This window comes from Gemmobacter caeni (assembly GCF_003054195.1).
Taxonomy (GTDB): Bacteria; Pseudomonadota; Alphaproteobacteria; order Rhodobacterales; family Rhodobacteraceae; genus Gemmobacter; species Gemmobacter caeni.
Map to the genome: position 1 here is coordinate 75,952 of NZ_QBKP01000015.1, position 19,023 is coordinate 94,974.

18 protein-coding genes are annotated in these 19,023 nt (G+C 64.4%); 3 read left to right on the forward strand and 15 right to left on the reverse strand.

Annotation, left to right across the window (positions count from 1 at the left end; genetic code table 11):
- Positions 1-35: 35 nt before the first annotated feature.
- The 5 genes from C8N34_RS19360 to C8N34_RS19380 all read right to left on the reverse strand — a co-directional run bounded on the left by C8N34_RS19360 (position 36) and on the right by C8N34_RS19380 (position 5,384).
- Positions 36-1,400: a glutamine synthetase family protein gene (locus tag C8N34_RS19360; RefSeq protein ID WP_108130151.1), complete on the reverse strand. Its 1,365-nt coding sequence runs from the start codon at positions 1,398-1,400 to the stop codon at positions 36-38.
- Between the two features lie 201 nt (positions 1,401-1,601).
- Positions 1,602-2,636: a TRAP transporter substrate-binding protein gene (locus C8N34_RS19365; RefSeq protein WP_108130152.1), complete on the reverse strand. Its 1,035-nt coding sequence runs from the start codon at positions 2,634-2,636 to the stop codon at positions 1,602-1,604.
- Positions 2,637-2,697: 61 nt separating this feature from the next.
- Positions 2,698-4,041, reverse strand: coding sequence for a TRAP transporter large permease (locus tag C8N34_RS19370; protein ID WP_108130153.1), 1,344 nt, complete (start codon positions 4,039-4,041; stop codon positions 2,698-2,700).
- Positions 4,041-4,586, reverse strand: coding sequence for a TRAP transporter small permease subunit (locus C8N34_RS19375; RefSeq protein ID WP_054301123.1), 546 nt, complete (start codon positions 4,584-4,586; stop codon positions 4,041-4,043). Before C8N34_RS19375 ends, C8N34_RS19370 begins: the two co-directional genes overlap by 1 nt.
- A 3-nt stretch (positions 4,587-4,589) precedes the next feature.
- Complete coding sequence (locus C8N34_RS19380) at positions 4,590-5,384, reverse strand: N-formylglutamate amidohydrolase (protein WP_242013848.1); 795 nt, start codon at positions 5,382-5,384, stop codon at positions 4,590-4,592.
- Between the two features lie 141 nt (positions 5,385-5,525).
- On the opposite strand from C8N34_RS19380, the gene C8N34_RS19385 reads away from it, so the two are divergent.
- Positions 5,526-6,395 carry a MurR/RpiR family transcriptional regulator gene (locus tag C8N34_RS19385; protein WP_108130155.1) on the forward strand — a complete coding sequence of 290 codons (870 nt, stop codon included), beginning with the start codon at positions 5,526-5,528 and terminating at the stop codon, positions 6,393-6,395.
- A 48-nt stretch (positions 6,396-6,443) separates the two neighbouring features.
- Here C8N34_RS19385 and C8N34_RS19390 read toward each other — a convergent pair whose 3' ends face one another.
- The 8 genes from C8N34_RS19390 to gltX form a co-directional block, all read right to left on the reverse strand.
- Positions 6,444-6,701 (reverse strand): YjhX family toxin, encoded by a 258-nt coding sequence (locus tag C8N34_RS19390; protein ID WP_054301126.1) that lies wholly within the window; start codon positions 6,699-6,701, stop codon positions 6,444-6,446.
- Between the two features lie 165 nt (positions 6,702-6,866).
- On the reverse strand, positions 6,867-7,796 hold the full coding sequence (locus tag C8N34_RS19395; RefSeq protein WP_108130156.1) for a 2-hydroxyacid dehydrogenase: 930 nt from the start codon (positions 7,794-7,796) through the stop codon (positions 6,867-6,869).
- 29 nt (positions 7,797-7,825) lie between these two features.
- A complete protein-coding gene (gene rodA / locus C8N34_RS19400; RefSeq protein ID WP_054301128.1) occupies positions 7,826-8,965 on the reverse strand; it encodes a rod shape-determining protein RodA in 1,140 nt (379 codons plus the stop codon).
- Between the two features lie 15 nt (positions 8,966-8,980).
- Complete coding sequence (mrdA, locus tag C8N34_RS19405) at positions 8,981-10,924, reverse strand: penicillin-binding protein 2 (protein ID WP_108130157.1); 1,944 nt, start codon at positions 10,922-10,924, stop codon at positions 8,981-8,983.
- Positions 10,921-11,460: a hypothetical protein gene (locus C8N34_RS19410; RefSeq protein ID WP_054301130.1), complete on the reverse strand. Its 540-nt coding sequence runs from the start codon at positions 11,458-11,460 to the stop codon at positions 10,921-10,923. Before C8N34_RS19410 ends, mrdA begins: the two co-directional genes overlap by 4 nt.
- On the reverse strand, positions 11,453-12,370 hold the full coding sequence (mreC, locus tag C8N34_RS19415; RefSeq protein ID WP_108130158.1) for a rod shape-determining protein MreC: 918 nt from the start codon (positions 12,368-12,370) through the stop codon (positions 11,453-11,455). Before mreC ends, C8N34_RS19410 begins: the two co-directional genes overlap by 8 nt.
- Before the next feature lie 35 nt (positions 12,371-12,405).
- On the reverse strand, positions 12,406-13,440 hold the full coding sequence (locus tag C8N34_RS19420) for a rod shape-determining protein (protein ID WP_054301132.1): 1,035 nt from the start codon (positions 13,438-13,440) through the stop codon (positions 12,406-12,408).
- A gap of 268 nt (positions 13,441-13,708) precedes the next feature.
- Complete coding sequence (gltX, locus tag C8N34_RS19425) at positions 13,709-15,037, reverse strand: glutamate--tRNA ligase (RefSeq protein WP_108130159.1); 1,329 nt, start codon at positions 15,035-15,037, stop codon at positions 13,709-13,711.
- 89 nt (positions 15,038-15,126) lie between these two features.
- On the opposite strand from gltX, the gene C8N34_RS19430 reads away from it, so the two are divergent.
- A complete protein-coding gene (locus tag C8N34_RS19430; protein WP_108130160.1) occupies positions 15,127-15,537 on the forward strand; it encodes a metallopeptidase family protein in 411 nt (136 codons plus the stop codon).
- 69 nt (positions 15,538-15,606) lie between these two features.
- Positions 15,607-16,539, forward strand: coding sequence for an MBL fold metallo-hydrolase (locus C8N34_RS19435; RefSeq protein ID WP_108130161.1), 933 nt, complete (start codon positions 15,607-15,609; stop codon positions 16,537-16,539).
- 76 nt (positions 16,540-16,615) lie between these two features.
- On the opposite strand, the gene wrbA is transcribed toward C8N34_RS19435, so the two are convergent.
- Together wrbA and C8N34_RS19445 are read right to left on the reverse strand one after the other, a co-directional pair.
- Positions 16,616-17,209: an NAD(P)H:quinone oxidoreductase type IV gene (wrbA, locus tag C8N34_RS19440; protein WP_054303161.1), complete on the reverse strand. Its 594-nt coding sequence runs from the start codon at positions 17,207-17,209 to the stop codon at positions 16,616-16,618.
- Positions 17,210-17,317: 108 nt separating this feature from the next.
- On the reverse strand, positions 17,318-18,979 hold the full coding sequence (locus C8N34_RS19445) for an NAD+ synthase (protein WP_108130162.1): 1,662 nt from the start codon (positions 18,977-18,979) through the stop codon (positions 17,318-17,320).
- Positions 18,980-19,023: the final 44 nt, after the last annotated feature.

The following is a 19,023-nucleotide window of genomic DNA, read 5'->3' on the forward strand; positions in this document are numbered from 1 at the left end:
GTCCTTCAAGCGCGCCCGCAGGCGCCGGTTGTCTCTTACGCCCGGTCAAAGCCGCGCTGGCGTTCCCAGTCGGTCACCACGCGGTTCTGTTCGTGCAATTCCCATTCGGCGGCGTGGACATAGTGGTCGACCACCTCGTCGCCAAAGGCCGCGCGCAGCATGGCCGACCCACGCAGCGCCGCCGCAGCCGCGCCCAGCGTGTTCGGGATCTCGCGCACATTGTCGGCGGCATACATGTCGCCCGTCATTTCGGGTTCCAGTTCCATCTTGCCCTCGATCCCCGCAAGGCCCGCCGCCAGCAGGGCGGCACAGGCAAGATAGGGGTTCAGATCGGCGCCGCCGATGCGACATTCCACCCGCACGGCCTTTGTATTCTCGCCGCAGACGCGGAATCCGGCGGTGCGGTTGTCGCGGCTCCAGACCGCCTTGGTCGGGGCGAACATGCCGACGACAAAGCGTTTGTAGCTGTTGACATAGGGGGCGAGGAAATAGGTCAGCTCCGCCGCATGGGCCAGTTGCCCGGCCATATACTGCTTCATCAGCGCGCTCATGCCATGCGCATCGGCCTCGTCGCGGAAGGCGGGCTTGCCGTCTTGCCACAGCGACTGGTGGACATGGCTGCTTGAACCCGCCTTGCGGTGGTCATATTTGGCCATGAAGGTGACGCTGGCGCCATGCTGAAGCGCGATCTGCTTCACCCCCAGTTTGATGATGGCGTGCATGTCCGAGGTATCGAGCGCGTCGGAATATTTCGCGTTGACCTCCTCTTGCCCGGCATCGGCCTCGCCCTTGGAACATTCGATCGGGATGCCCGCATTCCACAGCCCGTTGCGGATGTCGCGCATGATCGGTTCGTCTGCCGAGGTGCCCCAGATCGAGTAATCGACATTGTGGCGGGCCTTCGGTGTGGGAAGCGGAAAGCCGCGGTCGTGCAGATCGGCAAAGCTTTCGTCGAAAAGGAAGAACTCCAGTTCGGTCGCCATCATGGCGTCAAAGCCCATGGCCCTGGCGCGCTCCACCTGACGTTTCAGGATGGCGCGGGGCGAATGCGGCACCGGCTTGTGGGTGTGGTGGTCCAGCACGTCGCACATCACCATGGCCGTGCCCGGCGCCCAGGGCAGGCGGCGCAGCGTGGCCAGATCGGGCTTCATCACATAATCGCCATAGCCCGCCGCCCAGGAGGTGCTGCGATAGCCCGGCACGGTATACATCTCCATGTCCGTGGCGAGCAGATAGTTGCAGCAATGTGTCTCGTCATGGGCGCCGTCGATGAAATGTTGCGCGACGAAACGCTTGCCCATCAGGCGCCCCTGCATATCCACGATGCAGGTGGCAACGGTGTCGATTTCTCCGGCCGCGACGGCGGCTTTCAGGGCGTCGAAGGTGAGGTTGGCGGGCATGTCTGGCCTCGTATCTCAGAAAAGGGGGAGGGGGTTCAGGCGGGTGCGGAAGGCACCACCGCCGAACTCGGGCTTTCTGGGCCAGCAACAGTGGCGCAGCAGGGCCAAGGCCATCTCTCTCCTCCACCGGGTCACAAGGGACCGGAATTTGATCATATATAGTGCGGGCCGGGGGCGCGCAATGGCGCCCCCGGCCTGGTGTCAGTAGCGATAGGGCGGGCCTGCCTGCACCATGGTCTCGTTGTATTTCTTGATGATCTCGACGACCTTGGCCTTGGTTTCGCTTTCGGTCGCGACCTCGTCCCAGAACTTCACGGCGGCATCCTGAACGGTCTGCCATTCCGTATCGGGGATGGTGGTCAGCTTCAGCTTGCCCCCATTGATCCGCAGATCGGCCTCGCCCGCCCAATACCAGTGCTGGCGATAGTAGTGCGACTGCTCGAAACAGGTTTCCAGCAGCTTTTGCAGATGCGGCGGCACGGCATTCCAGCGGTCCATATTGGCGAAGAAATGCCCGATCCACGCGCCCGAGATATTGTTGGTCAGGAAGTAGTCGGTCACATTGGCCCAGCCCACCGTGTAAACTTCGGTGATGCCCGACCAGGCCAGACCGTCCAGCTCGCCGGTTTGCAGCGCAACTTCCACGTCTTCCCACGGCAGAGTCACCGGGACGACGCCGAATTGCGCAAGAAAGCGCCCGGCGGTCGGGAAGGTGAAGATGCGCAGGCCCTTGAGATCCTCAAGGCTGTTGATCGGTTTCTTGGTCGAGAAGTTGCAGGGGTCCCACGACCCGGCAGAAATATGCTTTACCCCGACGGCGGCATATTCCTCTTCCCAGATCTGCTTCAGACCGTATTTGTTGAACAGCGCCGGTACGTCGAGGCTGTAACGCAGCGCCATCGGGAAATAGCCACCGAACACGGTGACTTCGGTGGGCGAGGCCATGGAGTCGTCATCCGACTGCACACAGTCGATGGTGCCCGACTGCATGGCCTGAAACAGCTCTGCCGTGGGGACAAGCTGGTCTGAATAGTAAAGCTCGATCTCCATCTGGCCTTGCGCGATTTCGTTGAACGCGTCGACCGCCGGTTTCACCACATGCTCGCCCAGGGCAGCACCGGCATAGGTCTGCATGCGCCATTTGATCGGCGCCTGCGCGCGCCCCACCGAGGGGGCGGCAAGGGCCGCCGCGCCGCCAAGCGCGCCGGTGGTCAGGAACTTCCGTCTCGTCGTCATGGTGAACCTCCGTTGGGATTGTCAGGATGCGGGGGCGGTGCGGCCGCCCCTCGCCGGGTTGTTATTGGCCGTAGATCGTCTGTGGCAGCCACAGCGCGATCTGCGGAAAGATCATCACCAGCGCCAGCGCAATGGCCATCATCACCACGAAGGGCGTCACCGAACGGTAGATGTCCAGCATGGTAATCTCGCGCGGGGCGAAGGCCCGCATCAGGAACAGGTTGTAGCCGAAGGGGGGCGTCAGATAGGCGATCTGACAGGTGATGGTGTAAAGCACGCCATACCAGATCAGCACCTGATCGGGCGGCAGGCCCAGATCCAGCTGCGCCACCAGCGGCACATAAAGCGGCGCCACGATCACCAGCATGGCGGTATCGTCAAGGAACATCCCCATCAGCAGGAACGAAAGCTGCATCAGGATCAGGATGGTCCACGGGCCCATGTGCAGGCGGTCGACGAACAGGCCCTCAATGGCCTTCACCGCCCCCAGCCCGTCAAACACCGCGCCGAAGGACAGGGCCGCGAGGATGATCCACATGAACATGCAGGAAATGCCCAGCGTGTTGCGGGTGGCGACCTCGAACACCTGACGGGTGAAGCGGCGCTTGATCACGGCGGCCAGCGTGGTCGTGGCGACCCCGATGACCGAGCTTTCCACCAGCGAGGTATAGCCCTTCACGAAAGGCACCATCATGGCGGCGAAGATGAACAGCGGCAGCAGGCCGGCCCCGAGGAGGCGCATCTTCTCGGCGCTGGTGATGGCCGCGCGTTCCTCGGCATCGAGGGCCGGGCCAAGGCGCGGCGACAGGCGGCAGCGCAGTGCGATGTAAAGGATGAACAGCGCCGCCATCAGCAGCCCCGGCACGATCCCGGCAAGCCAGAGCTGGCTGACCGGCGCGCGGGCGATCATCGCGTAAAGCACCAGCACGACCGAGGGCGGGATCAGGATGCCAAGGCTCGATCCGGCCTGAATGACGCCGGTCACCATGCGCTTGTCATAGCCGCGCCGCAACAGTTCGGGCAGGGCAATGGTCGAGCCGATGGCCATGCCCGCCACCGAAAGCCCGTTCATCGCGGAAATCAGCACCATCAGCAGGATCGTCCCGATGGCAAGCCCGCCGGGCACCGGCCCGAACCAGACGTGGAACATCCGGTACAGGTCTTCTGCGAGCCGCGTTTCGCTCATGACATAGCCCATGAAGACGAACATCGGCAGCGTCAGCATCGGATACCATTTCATCAGCTTCATGGCGGCCGAAAAGCCCATTTGCTGCCCGCCGGTGCCCCAAAGCGCCAGCGAGGCTACCACGGCGACGAAGCCGATGATGCCGAAGACCCGCTGCCCGGTCATCATCAGGAGCAGCATGGTCGAGAACATCAGAAGGGCAATCATCTCCTGCGGCATCAGATCTCCTCCCCGCGCAGGGTGGCAATGTCGCGGATGAGATAAACGAGCGATTGCAGGAACATCAGGATGAAGCCCAGAAACATGGTGATCTTGATTGGCCAGAGATAGGGGCGCCAGGCGGTCGGCGACCGCTCCAGCCGGCCGATCTGCGGCAGAAGCGCGCCTTCAGGCCATTTCAGGGTCAGCGAATAGGCCAGGCTTTCCCAGGCCCCCCAGACCATGACGGCCAGATAGAACATCAGCGCCAGCACGGTGAAGGCATCAAAGGCGGCGCGGGTGCGGTCGTTCCAGCGCGAATAGGCAAGATCCATCCGCACATGGCTGCCCATCTGCATCGAATAGGGGCCACCCAGGATGTAATAGGCGACCATGATGAACTGAGCCATTTCCAGCGTCCACATCGAGGGTGTGAACGCGGCCTTGGAAATGGCCGACCATGCCAGAACAGCCATCAGCGCGAACAGCAGATACATGGCGAAGCGGCCGATGCCGTGGTTCAGCTTCTCGACCCCGTGCACGAAAGCGACGATCCAGCGCGGCAAGGCTCAGCCCTCCTTCTTCAGGTCGGTCAGGGCGGCGGCGATCACCGGCGCCAGCCGGTCGGCCATCGCCTGTTCCGCCTCGGGCGAGGCGATCAGGTCGTTGCGGATTTCCAGCATGGCATTCGCCAGGCCATAGGGCGTGGCATGCAGGCGCAGCGTATGGGTCACGTCATCGGCCGCCGAATAGGGCGCGTTCAGCCCGCAGGCCAGACCCGATGTCGCCTCGGCCCCGGCGAGGATGGCGCGGGCCAGCCGGTCGTCGGCATCATGGATCACACCGAATTCCACCGCGCGCTTCTGTCCGAAGTAAACCGGGGTGAAGCTATGGATGGTGACAAGGACGGGGCGGCGCCCCAGCGCGATCCGTTCGGCAATCAGCCCGTGCAGCGCGTCGTGAAACGGCACATAGATCGCCGCCGCCCGCGCCGCGCGCTGGGTCGGCGTGATCACCGCATTGCCCGGAACCTCGTGCACCTCGGATTTCGTGGGCATTGCGCCCGGCATGTCAGGCGCGCGGTTGCAATCATAGATCAGGCGGCTGACGGTGGCGGCAACGCTTGTTGCGCCAAGCCGCGCCGCCAGTGCCTGCATCAGCCCCAGCGCGCCAGGGTCCCAGGCGATATGCGCCTGCTGCTGTTCTGCCGTCAGACCCAGATCGCCCCAGGGCGCCGGAAAGGCATTTGCGGCATGTTCACAGACGAGGATCAGGTCGCTGCCCGCCTCGGTCTGCCCGGTGATCACCGGGGCGAAAAACGCCGGAGCCACGGCCCCGGTCTGCATGTCTGGCTGTGCAGTCATTGCTGCGAGTCATCCCTGTTGTTGCCTTCAGGGTTCACCGCCGACCCGGTTCTGTCAAGAATTTTTCTTCTGCGTAATTTCTGTTACAAATTTTTCCAAACGGGTGCAGAATGATCCCGAACCGGCAGCCGGAGGGCCGCGATGGACGAACAGATCACCATTGAGGACCGGATGCGCGCGGCGCTGCCCGATCTGACCCGCGCGGAACGGCAACTGGCCACCCATGTGCTGAAGAACTACCCTGTGGCCGCGCTGGGCTCGATCACCGCGCTGGCCAAGGCGGCAGAGGTCTCCACGCCTACGGTGGTGCGGCTCTGCCAGAAGCTGGGCTACAAGGGGTATCCCGACTATCAGTCCGCGCTGCGCGGCGAGGTGGAGGCCATGCTGATGTCGCCTATCGCCAAGCATGATCGCTGGGCGGGCGGTGTGCCGGATACCCATATCCTCAACCGTTTCGCTGATACGGTGGTCGGCAATCTGCAAGCCACGCTGGGCCAGATTGACCATGCGGAATTTGATGCGGCGGCCAGCCTGCTGGCCGATGGCGACCGCGCGATCTTTGCCATGGGTGGGCGGATCACCCATGCGCTTGCCGATTACTTTGTCACGCTGATGAAGGTGGTGCGCCCCGATGTGACGCTGCTTTCCGGCCTGTCGAATACCTGGCCGCCCGCGCTGCTGGACATGAAGCGCGGTGATGTGCTGCTGGTCTTCGACATTCGCCGCTATGAGAACACCGTGCTGCAACTTGTGGAACTGGCGGTCGAGCAGGGGGCCGAGGTCGTGCTGATCACCGACCGCTGGGTCAGCCCCGCCGCCGCCCATGCCCGCCACACGCTTGCAGCCCACATCGAGGCGCCAAGCGCATGGGACAGCATGGTGTCCATTACAGTTCTGGTCGAAACCCTGCTCGCCTCGGTGCAGACCCTGCGCTGGGACGCAACGGAGGCACGGCTGAAGCGGCTGGAAGGGCTTTACGACCGTTCCCGCTTCTTCCGCCGCCCGAGGTGAGCGGCAAAAATCTTCAGCAAGATTTTTACCGCCCCGTTCCCTGCGTCGCTACTGGTTGTCAGGCTGCGCGCGGACCGAGATCCGCCCCAGCCGGGTGATCCGGTAGGGCGCGCCGTTTTCCGAGCCGATCAGCCGCTTGCGGCGCAGGCTCTGGAATACCTGCAAGGTGCAATCGGCAAGGATCATGCCCTCGCGGGTCACGCAGAGCACGCTGTCGATCTTGCTGCCTGTGGCGCGGTCGTGTTCGATCCGGCCACCCTTGGCCAGCACATGCAGAACCCGTTGTTCGGGTCTGGAGATATTCATGGGATTGTCCGTCAGATAAGGCAAACCATCCGCGCGAGGCTTGGCCCGGCGGATCAGCTTCCCCTTGTCAGGCCAAGGGGTCAGCCCTTGCGCACAGTCTCTGACATAAACTCTCCATCATGCGCATGACGCGCGCGGCCAATATGGCCGCTTGAAGGGCGATCTTCAATAGCCGCGGGTAAGATCCACCTGATGCAGCAGGGGCTCGCCCGCTTCACCGCGCCGGATATTTTCCGCGACCACCCGCGCGGCGGAAGAGGCGCGGGTATCGGCGGCGATATGCGGCGTGACGGTAACGCCGGGGTGGCGGCGGAACGGGTGATCCTCGGGCAGCGGCTCGATGCGGAAGACATCCAGTGTTGCATGCCCCAGCGCGCCGCTATCCAGCGCGGCCAGCAGCGCGTCATCGTCGATCAGCGCGCCGCGACCGGGGTTCACGATCACCGCCCCTTGCGGCAGCCAGGCCAGACGCCGGGCATTCAGCAGGTTTTCGGTCTCAGCCGTGCGGGGCAGCAGCGTCACCACGATTTCGGCCTTGCGGAGCAGCGCCTCCAGCCCCGCCTCGCCGTGATGCGCGGGAATGTCGAGCCCGGTCTTGGCCGAGCGGCTCCAGCCCTCCACAGCGAAGTTCAGGGCTTTCAGCGCGCGGGCACAGGCGAGGCCCAGCTCGCCCAGGCCCAGCATTGCCACGACACGTTCCCGCGCCAGCGGCGGCACGATCTGTTGCCAGCCCGGGGCGCCCTTAATGTAGCGGTCCATCCCCAGATGGTGCCGCAGCACATGGCCGGTGACATATTCCACCATGCCCTCGGTCAGACCCGGATCGACCATGCGGCACAGGGGCTGCGTCAGTGTCCGGTTGCCGACGATCCGTTCGACCCCGGCCCAGAGATTCAGCACCGCGCGGCAGCGGGTGTAGGGGGTGAAATCCTGCAAGGCGCTGCCGGGGGCGTAGACGATATAGTCGACCTCTCCGGGCGTGGCCTCAGTCACCAGTGCCGCATCCAGCCCGGCCCCGGCGAAAGCCACCCGCAAATGCGGGGCATATTCCGGCCAGAGCGCCTCACCCGCCGCAAACAGCACCGTCACAGTCATCCGCTTTCCTTCCTCGCCTTGATCCGCCGTCAGCGCGGGCGGTGGACATGGGCGCTTTGCACCAGCCCGAAGCCCACCAGCAGCACCAGCATGGCCGACCCGCCGTAGGACAGCAAGGGCAGCGGCACCCCCACCACCGGCGCCATGCCCATCACCATCGACAGGTTCACCGCGATGTAGAAGAACAGGTTCGCCGCGCAGCCAAGGATCAGAAGCTGCGAGAAACGGTCGCGGTTTTGCAGGGCCGAGACGATGCAGAAGCCGATGATACCAGCGTAAAGCAGCAGCAGCGAAAAGGCGCCGACAAAGCCGAACTCTTCGGCCAGCGTGGTAAAGATGAAGTCGGTATGCTTTTCAGGCAGGAAGTTCAGCCGCGATTGCGTGCCCTGCATGAAGCCCTTGCCGGCCCAGCCGCCGGAGCCGAGAGCAATCTTGGCCTGAATGATGTTATAGCCCGCGCCCAGCGGATCGGCGGTCGGGTCGAGGAAGGTGTCGATCCTTGCATACTGGTAATCATGCAGGAACTGCCATGGGGTTCCGCGCAGGGCAAAGACGCCGTAGATCGCGCCGCCCACCAGCCCCGCAACCGCGCCGAAATACCACCAGCTGACGCCCGCACAGAACATCACCGCCGCGCCGACTGCCAGCAGCATGACCGAGGTGCCGAGGTTCGGCTGCATCAGCACCAGGATCGTCGGCATCACGATCAGCAGCACGGGCAGCAGCACCCACAGCGGACGCGAGACCTTCTTGGGATCGAGCCAGTCGTAATAGGCGGCCAGCGCCATCACGAGGGTGAATTTCATCATCTCGGACGGCTGCAACACCAGTGGTCCGAGGTTGATCCAGCGCTGCGCGCCCATGCCCACATGGCCGAAGAATTCCACCACGAGCAGCAGCCCGACAGAGACCAGATAGGCCAGCGCCGACATGTTGCGCCAGAACCAGACCGGGATGAAGGCGACGAAGAACATCAGCGCCATGCCCAGACCGAAGCGCTTCATCTGCGGCTCGGCCCACAGTTCCATTCTTCCGCCAGAGACGGAATAGAGCATCAGGAACCCGACTGCCGCCACGGCGGTCATCATCAGGATGACGGGCCAGTTCAGATGCAGCACCTTGCGCAGCCCGGTCGGGGCGGTCTTGATGCGGTATTCCAGAAAGCTCATGCCGGTCTCTCCGCCTCAGGCCCGCGACCGCGTGGTGCTGTCGGCGCCGAAATCGCGCAGCTTCATGTCCTTGAAGCGCGATTCGATCGTGCCGCGCTGCGTGGCGGGATAGGCGCTCAGCGGCGGGATGCCGCCGGTCAGGCAGAAAAGCAGCAGATCGCGGGCAATGGGCGCGGCCACAGCCGACCCGCCACCGCCATGTTCAACCACCACCGAAACCGCGACACGCGGGTTTTCGAAGGGGGCGTAGCAGACGAACAGCGCATGGTCGCGCCGGTTCCATGGCAGCTGATCGTTGCGCACCACGCCCGAGGCACGTTCCTGCGTCGAGATGTTGCGCACCTGCGCCGTGCCGGTCTTGCCCGCCATCAGCAGGGTTTCATCCGCAATGCGGGAGCCCTTGGCCGTGCCATGGGCGCCGTTCATCACCTCATACATCCCGCGCCGGACTGAAGCGAGGTGCTGGCTGCTCAGATCGAGTGGCGGCGCTTCGGGCAGGGGCACTTCCTGCGTGCCGATCATCCGCACCAGCCGTGGCTGGATGGCCCGGCCGCTGGCGATGCGCGCCGTCATCACCGCAAGTTGCAGCGGCGAGGTCAGCACATAGCCCTGACCGATAGAGGCGTTGATCGTGTCACCGATGCGCCAGTCCTGCTTGTAGCGTTCCTGCTTCCAGGCCTTGTCGGGCATCACCCCTTCGGTGATGGCGGACATGGGCAGATCGTGTCGTATGCCAAGACCCAGCTTGCGGCCCATCTCGGCGATCTTGTCGATGCCGACCTTCTGCGCGATGTCATAGAAGTAGACGTCACAGCTTTCAGCAAGGGCAGAATGCAGTGAAACGGTGCCGTGGCCCGAGCGTTTCCAGCAGTGGAACCGGCGGCTGCCGACCTCGTAATGGCCGGGGCAGTAGACACCCGTCTGGGGTGTGATCACACCCGCTTCCAGCGCCGCCAGCGCGGTGACCATCTTGAAGGTCGATCCGGGCGGATAGGCGCCCTGCACGGTCTTGTCGGCCAGCGGGCGATGGTCGTTTTCCAGCAGGACCGAATAATCCTTCTGGCTGATCCCGCGTACGAAAAGGTTTGGGTCGAAGGACGGCGCCGAGACACAGGCCAGAAGATCGCCGGTCTGCACGTCGATGGCCACCATGGCGGCGCTTTCATCGCCCAGCCGTGCCTGCGCAAAATTCTGCGCCTCGGCATCAATGGTCAGACGCAGGTCATCGCCGGGGTCGCCCTCCAGCCGCTCCAGTTCGCGCATCACCCGGCCGACGGAATTCACCTCGATCCGTTTCTGCCCGGCCCGCCCGCGCAACTCCGCCTCGGTCCAGCGTTCCACCCCGACCTTGCCGATCTGGAATTTCGGCAGCTGAAGCACGGGGTCCGGGTTCTCGATCCGCTCCAGATCCCGCTCGGACACCGGGCCGACATAACCCACCACATGCGCGAAATCCTGATCCAGCGGATAGACACGGCTGAGGCCGACTTCGGGCGTGACGCCGGGCAGCGAGGGCGAGTTGATGGCGATTTTCGAGAAATCTTCCCAGCTCAGCCGGTCAGCCACGATGATCGGCACGAAGGGAGACCGGCGCTCCACCTCCTTCAGGGTCTTTTCGATGTCGGCGGGCGGCAGGGCCACGATGGAGGCAAGCCGCTTCAGCACCATTTCCACATCGCCTGCATCTTCGCGGGTGATGACGACGCGGTAATTCTGTTCGTTTCCGGCGATCAGGCGGCCGTTGCGGTCGAAGATCTGACCGCGCGCGGGCGGGATCAGCCGGATGTTGACCCGGTTCTCCTCGGCCAGCAGGCGAAATTCCTCGGCCTGGTCGACCTGTAGATACCGCATCCGCGCGCCCAGAACGGCGACGAAGGCGGTCATGGCGCCGCCCATCAGGAAGGCGCGCCGACGCACGCCCCGCACGGAATCTTCGGTATCGCGTTGCGTCCGTTTCATAGCCGCCGTCCCATCGAATCGACCTCGCCCATCCCCGGCTTATGAACCCGCAGTGTGACATGCGACAGCCAGACGACCACGGGATAGGCAAGCACCGTCGCCACCGCCTGCGTCATGGCATAACCAAAGCCCGCCTGCGGCAGCAGGGTTACCGCAAAGACCAGATGATAGCCCAGAAACATGCCGAACATCAGCAGGCCGATGAAAATCCATTCCGTCGCAAAACTCAATTCACGGGTCAGTGCGATGCGGGACCGCAGGATTTCCGACCCGACCAGCACCAGGGCGGTCCACAGCCCCGGCGGCCGCAGCAGCAGCATGTCCTCGGTCAGCACGACCGCCACGATCAGCAGGGCGGGCATGTAATCGGGGCGGCGCTGCACCCAGGCGAGGATCAGGCACAGCAGAAGATCGGGGCCGGGCAGGCGGCCCGCCTCGGACCCGAGGGGCAGCAGGCGCAGGAAGATCAGGAACAGCGCCACCGCCACGAAGATCCCGCGATGCATCAGCACGTCGCGGCGCAGCGGATCAGCCATTGCTGTCCTCCCCCTCGGCAGGGGGCGGGTGGCCGATCTCGCCGGGCGTCACCGGCTCGGCCACCAGACCACCGGGATCGGTGATCGCCTCAAGGTCGTGGCTGCGCAGCACGCGCAGGAAATCCAGCCGCTCGTAATCGGCGGCCAGCAGGGCGCGCAGCCGCCGGTCCGGCCCCTGCGCGACCGACCCGACCAGCAGACCCGCCGGGAAAACCCCGCCATCGCCCGAGGTCACCACCCGGTCGCCGGGGCGCACCAGATCGGCCTTTTCCACAAATTCGAGCGGCGGGGCAGAGGAGTTGTCGCCCGACAGAAGCGCCTTCTGTCCCGACGGCTCCACCACCACCGGAATGCGCGAACTGGAATCGGTCAGCAGGATCACCCGCGCGCTGCGCCTGCCCACGCCCGATATGCGCCCGACCAGCCCGATGCCATCCATCGCGGCCCAGCCGTCGCGCACGCCGTCCCGCTCGCCCACGTTGATCAGCACGGATTGCCGGAACGGGCTGCCGCTGTCGGCCAGCACCACGCCGGTGATATGCGTCAGCTTCGGGTCCAGCCGCACCTGATTGAGGTCCAGAAGCTTCGCATTCTGCTGTTCCAGCCGCAGCGCCGCTTCTTTCCAGCCGCGCATCTGCTTCAGTTCCTGCCGAAGTTCCTGATTTTGCTCGTAAAGCTTGGTGTAGGACTGGAAGCCCTGCACCATTTGCACCGCCTTGGTCACCGGCAGCATCACCCAGTCGAAACTGGGCACCGTGCGATCCACCAAGGCGGTGCGGAAGCGTTCCACGCGCGGGCTGTCGATGCGCCACAGCAGGAACAACGCCAGCAAAAGCACCACCAGCGCGCCGATCAGGATGCGCCTGATCGGGCGGGCAAAATCTTCCGGGTTGGTCCGGTTCTTTGCCACGCGCGGCCCCTTTGCGATGCGCTGTGTCCTGCGGCTCAGCTATCGTAGTCGATGACGTGCCGCAGTTGTTTTTCGTATTCCAGCGCCTTGCCGGTGCCAAGCGCTACACAGTTGAGCGATTCATTGGCGACGGAAATCGACAGGCCGGTCTGTTCGCGCAGCGCCAGATCCAGATCGCCCAGCAGCGCACCACCGCCGGTCAGCATCACGCCGCGATCCACGATATCGGCCGCCAGATCGGGCGGGGTGGTTTCCAGCGCCTGCATCACCGCGTCGCAGATCTGCTGCACGGGTTCGGCCAACGCCTCGGCCACCTGGGCCTGGTTGATCTCGGTTTCTTTCGGCACGCCATTCAGCAGGTCGCGGCCGCGGATCTGCATCGAGGCGCCGCGCCCGTCATCGGGCATCCGCGCCGTGCCGATCGAGGTCTTGATGCGCTCCGCCGTGCTTTCGCCGATCAGCAGGTTCTGATGACGGCGCAGGTAGCTGATGATCGCCTCGTCCATCCGGTCGCCGCCCACACGGACGGAACGCGCATAAACGATGTCACCCAGCGACAGAACGGCCACTTCGGTCGTGCCGCCGCCGATGTCGACCACCATGCTGCCGGTCGGTTCGGTGATCGGCATCCCCGCGCCGATCGCCGCCGCGATAGGCTCGGCGATCAGGCCCGCGCGGCGCGCACCGGCTTGCAGCACCGAATTGCGGATCGCGCGCTTTTCCACCGGGGTCGCGCCATGCGGCACGCAGACGATGATCTTCGGTTTGGCGAAGGTCGTGCGCTTGTGAACCTTGCGGATGAAATGCTTGATCATTTCCTCCGCGCTGTCGAAATCGGCAATCACGCCGTCGCGCATCGGGCGGATGGCCTCGATGCTGCCCGGCGTCCGGCCCAGCATCAGCTTGGCATCCTCGCCCACGGCGAGAACCTGCTTCTTGCCGTCCTTCACATGGTACGCCACCACCGAGGGTTCGTTCAGCACGATGCCCTTGCCCCGGATATAGACAAGCGTATTCGCGGTGCCGAGGTCGATCGCCATATCCGACGAAAAGAGGCCGGTGAGTGACATGCTGGACTGCGTCCTTCGATGAGCAAAAACGGATCAGCCCGCGACTCAGGCCGTTTCCGGCGCGGGCGCCTTCATATAAAGACAGCACCCGACCGGCGAAAGCCCGGAGTCTGCGTGGACGGCACAATTCCGCGTGTTCTGTAAGGGCTTGCACTTATCGAACATTTCGCGCGGGTGGTGGCGGGTGGACTTTGGCTATCCTTGCAGACTTGCAATATTTGGTGCACCGGAATGAAAAAGGCCGCCCGGTGGGCGGCCCTTTCGCGGCTCAAAGTGCGCGTGGCGCCTTCTGCAACAGCGGCATCACATCCGCCATTTCCGGCCCGTTGGCCCGCCCGGTCAGCGCCTTGCGCAGCGGCATGAACAGCCCCTTGCCCTTGCGGCCCGTCGCCTCTTTCACCGCCGTGGTCCATTCCGACCAGGTGGTTTCGGTCCAGGGCTGGGCGGGCAGCAGGGTCAGCGCCTGCGCGACGAAATCGCGATCCTCGTCCTCGACCAGCGGCTCGGCGCCGTCGCGGAACAGTTCCCACCAGCCGGCCAGATCGTCCAGCACGGTGATGTTGTCCTTGGCCACGCGCCAGAAGGCCGCCAGCTTGTCCTCCGGCACCCCCAGCGCGCGGATGCGATCCGCCACCGCATCCAGCGGCAGCGCCTGCACATGGGCGCGGGTCAGCGGGAACAGGTCTTCCGCGTCGAATTTGGTCGGGGCGGAGCCGAAGCTTTCGACATCGAAGCCTTCTGCGATCTCGTCCAGCGAGCCTGCCAGAACCACGGGCTTCGACGATCCCAGCCGCGCCATCAGCGACAGCAGCGCCAGCGGCTCCACCCCCCGTGCGCGCAGGTCGCGCAGGGACAGCGTGCCAAGGCGCTTCGACAGTTCCTCGCCCTTGGCGCCGGTCAGCAGCGAATGGTGGGCGAAGGCCGGGGGCGTGCCGCCCATGGCCTGCATGATCTGGATCTGCGTCGCGGTATTGGTCACATGGTCGGCGCCGCGCACGATATGGGTCACGCCCATGTCGATGTCATCAACCGACGAAGCGAAGGTATAAAGCACCTGTCCATCGGCACGGATCAGCACCGGGTCAGACACGCTGGCTGCGTCGATCGAGATTGGGCCAAGGATACCGTCGGTCCATTCGATCCGCTCCTGATCCAGCAGGAAGCGCCAGTAACCATCGCGCCCTTCGGCGCGGAACTTCGCCTTCTCGTCGTCCGACAGCCGGTAGGACGCGCGGTCATAGACCGGTGGCTTGCCCATGTTCAGCAGCTTCTTGCGCTTCAGGTCCAGCTCGGTCGGGCTTTCGAAACATTCATAGAACCGGCCCTTCGCCTTCAGCGTTTCCGCCTCGGCGCGGTAACGCTCCAGCCGCAGCGACTGACGTTCCACCCGGTCCCAATGCAGGCCCAGCCATTCCAGATCGGCCATGATCGCATCAGCGTATTCCTGCTTCGAGCGTTCCTGGTCGGTGTCATCCAGCCGGAGGATGAACTGGCCGCCGGTCTTGCGGGCGATCAGATAGTTCATCAGCGCGGTGCGCAGATTGCCGACATGGATATAGCCGGTGGGCGAGGGCGCGAAGCGGGTAACGGTGGTCATTTTGTGCCTCCTGCAACCCGCGCCCTTTCGCATGCGGGCACGCATTTGTCCATATCGCGCAGGCGGGGGGGCGGGTATGCTGCCACGCCATGACCCATGCCAGCGCCAACACCATCGCCCCCGACCTCGCCCTGATCGAACAACTGGCCCATGAGGCCGTGATGAGCCTGCCCGAACCCTTTCGCAAGGCCGCGACCATGGTCCTGCTGCGGGTCGAGGATTTTCCGCCCGACGACATCCTTGATGCCATGAACATCGCCGATCCGTTCGAACTGACCGGGCTTTACGAGGGTATTCCCCTGACCGAGAAATCTGTCAGCGACCAGCCGGCGGGGCCGGATGTGATCTGGCTGTTCCGCCGCCCCATTCTGGATGAATGGATGGAGCGTGGCGACGTTTCGCTGGGCGAGTTGGTGACGCATGTCACGATCCATGAATTCGCCCATCACTTCGGCTGGTCGGATGATGACATCGCCGTGGTCGATCCATGGTGGGAATAACGCAGCCGTGAAGCGGTGAATCCTGCGGTCCGGGTTAGGCTGAGGCCTTGCAACACAGGAGAGAGTGACATGACCGCAGAAGCGACCACGCCGACCCTCACCCGCCGCGCGGCACTTTTCGCCGCAGCCGCCGTTCCCGCCATGGCGCTGGCGCCACGCGCGGCCCGCGCCGCCGCACCGATGCAGGGCGCCGCCCAGCCCGGTTTTCATCGTTTTCCCCTTGGCGAGATGGAGGTGACGACGCTGCTTGTCAGCACCCGTCCAATGGAAAATCCCAACGGCACCTTCGGCCTGAACGCCAGCCCCGAAGATTTCGCCGCCCTCGCGCAGGCGAATTTCCTGCCCGCCGACATGTCGGTGAACTTCTTCACCCCGACGCTGGTGAATACCGGGGCGGAACTGGTGCTGTTCGACACCGGCCTTGCGCCCGAAGCCATCACGGCCGCGCTGGCGGCGGCGGGCGTCACGCCCGATCAGGTGGACGTCGTGGTGCTGACCCATATGCATGGCGATCACATCGGCGGGCTTGCGGGCGAGGCGCCGACCTTCACCAATGCCCGCTACGTCACCGGCGCGGTGGAGCACAACCATTGGTCCGGCGCGGGTAACGAGGGGTTTGACACCAAGGTCAAACCGCTGAGCGACAAGATGACCATGCTCGATGACGGCGGCAGCGTCGCGCCCGGCATCAGCGCCATCGCGGCCTTCGGCCATTCACCGGGGCATATGGCCTATCGGCTGGAAAGCGGCGGCAAATCGCTGGTCATCACGGCGGATACGGTGAACCACTACGTCTTTTCCATGCAGCGCCCCGACTGGGAGGTGCGGTTCGACATGGACAAGTCGGCGGGCGCGGCGACCCGGCGCAAGCTTTTGGGAATGCTGGCCGCTGACCGCACGCCCTTTATCGGATATCACATGCCGTTTCCGGCTGTGGGCTATGTCGAGGCACAGGGCGAGGGCTTTCGCTTCGTTCCTGCAAGTTACCAGCAGATGCTGTAACGCAAAGGGGCGGCAGCGCCGCCCCCAATTTTCTTGATCAAGGAATTGCAAGAGTTTTCAGGAAAGCTCGTGGCGCTCAGCCCAGCTTTGCGGCCACATCGACCAGACGACGCGCCTGATGGCCGATGGCGGCTTTCGCATTGTCATCGAACTCTTTGCCCTGGGTATGGCTGTAGCCATAGGGGTTGCCGCCCGCCGCGAAGATCGCCTGATCGGTAAAGCCCGGCGGCACGATGATCGACCCCCAATGCGCGAAGGTGGTGTAAAGTCCGAGGATCGTCGCCTCCTGCCCGCCATGCGGGTTCTGCGCCGAGGTCATCGCGGTGACGGGCTTGCCTGCCAGCGCGCCCTTGAACCACAGACCGCCCAGCGTGTCGATGAAGGCGCGCATCTGCGACGGCGCCTGGCCAAAGCGGGTGGGGGCCGAAAACAGATAGGCATTGGCCCATTCCATGTCGTCGGGCGTCGCAACCGGGATGTCCTGCATCTTGTCCAGCGTGGCTTTCCACGCATCCTGCCCGTTCACCACTTCGGCCGGTGCGGTTTCCGCGACACGGCGCAGACGGACCTCGGCGCCCGCAGCCTCAGCTGCTTCGGCGGCGATGCGGGCCATCTGAAGGTTGGTCGAATAGGTCGAGTAAAATACGATTGCGAGCTTGACGGCGGTCATCCTGTCCTCCTGTCGGGTGCAGTTATGCAGCTAACATAGTGCGCAGGCGGCCCTGCGCCCATTCGGTGCGGCCGCAGGGCGGATGTTCGCTGATGCACGGAACCCGGTTCAGCCCGGATCGCGGAAGCGGTTGGCGATGGGGTAGCGGCGGTCCAGCCAGAAGGCGCGGGGGGTCAGCCGCACGCCGGGCGCCGACTGGAAGCGCTTGTATTCGCTGATATACAGCAGATGCTCCACCCGTTTCACAGTGGCGTGGTCATAACCCTGTGCCACAATCTCGGCCACCGAAAGTTCCTGATCGACCAGCCCCTCCAGGATCGCATCCAGCACCTCATAAGGGGGCAGACTGTCCTGATCCTTCTGGTCAGGGCGCAATTCGGCGCTGGGTGGTTTGATGATGACCCGTTCGGGGATCACCGCGCCCGCCGGACCCTTCATCCAGGGCCGATGGTTGTCATTGCGCCAGCGGCAGGTTTCGAACACGCGGGTCTTGTACATATCCTTGATCGGATTGTAGCCGCCGTTCATGTCGCCATAGATGGTGCAGTAGCCCACCGCCACTTCGGATTTGTTGCCGGTGGTCAGCAGCATCTCGCCAAACTTGTTCGACAGCGCCATCAGCATCAGCCCGCGCAGCCGGCTTTGCACGTTTTCCTCGGTGATGCCCGGTTCGGTGTCTGCAAACAGGTCGGCCAGCGCCTCGCCGACCGCCGCCTGCGCCCCGCCGATCGGCACGGTATCCAGCCGACAGCCCAGATTGCGCGCGACCTCACCCGCATCTTCCAGCGAATGCTCCGACGTATAGGCCGAGGGCAGCATGACGCAGCGCACATTCTCGGGCCCCAGCGCATCGGCGGCGATGGTGGCAACGATGGCGCTGTCAATGCCCCCCGACAGGCCCAACAACACCTTTCGGAAGCCGGTTTTCGCCATGTAATCCTGCAAACCCATGACGCAGGCGCGATAATCCGCCTCCCAGATCCGGGGGATTTCGGCGATCATGCCGGGCTCCGCGCGCCAGCCTTCCGGCCCGCGCGTGAAATCCACATGGGTCAGGCAGGTGTCGAATTGCGGCATCTGCACCGCGAGCGCACCGCCGGGATTCAGCACCATGCTCGACCCGTCGAAAACCTGATCGTCCTGGCCGCCCACCATATTGAGGTAGACCAGCGGCAGCCCGGTCTCGACCACGCGCGCCACCATCAGGTTCAGCCGCAGGTTCGGCTTGCCCCGGTGATAGGGCGAGCCATTGGGCACCAGCAGGATCTCTGCCCCGGTCTCGGCCAGCGTTTCGGCCACATCGGGGTGCCAGGCGTCCTCGCAGATCGGCGTGCCGATGCGGATCGGGCCGATCCGGTAGGGACCGGAGACATCGGCGGGTGAAAAGATGCGCTTTTCGTCGAAGACATCGCTGTTTGGCAGATGGTGCTTCAACACCTTCGCCACCACCTTGCCGCCCTGCAAAACCCACCAGGCATTGTGAAGCCTGTCGCCTACCCGCGCCGGGCCACCGATGCCGATGGCCGGGCCTTCGGCACAATCGGCGGCCAGCGCCAGGATCGCCGCCTCTGCCGCATCGGCAAAAACCCGCTTCAGGATCAGATCCTGAGTCTGATAGCCGGTGATGAACATTTCGGTCAGCGCCAGCATGTCGGCGCCTGCGGCCTTCGCCTCGGCCCAGGCGCTGCGGGCCTTGGCGGCATTGCCCGCGATATCGCCCACAACCGGGTTCAGTTGGGCAAGCGTCAGGCGAAAGCGGTCTGCGGCCATGGGCGGCTCTCCGTCTGGCAGCGGGAGCGGCGTCCCGAGGATTT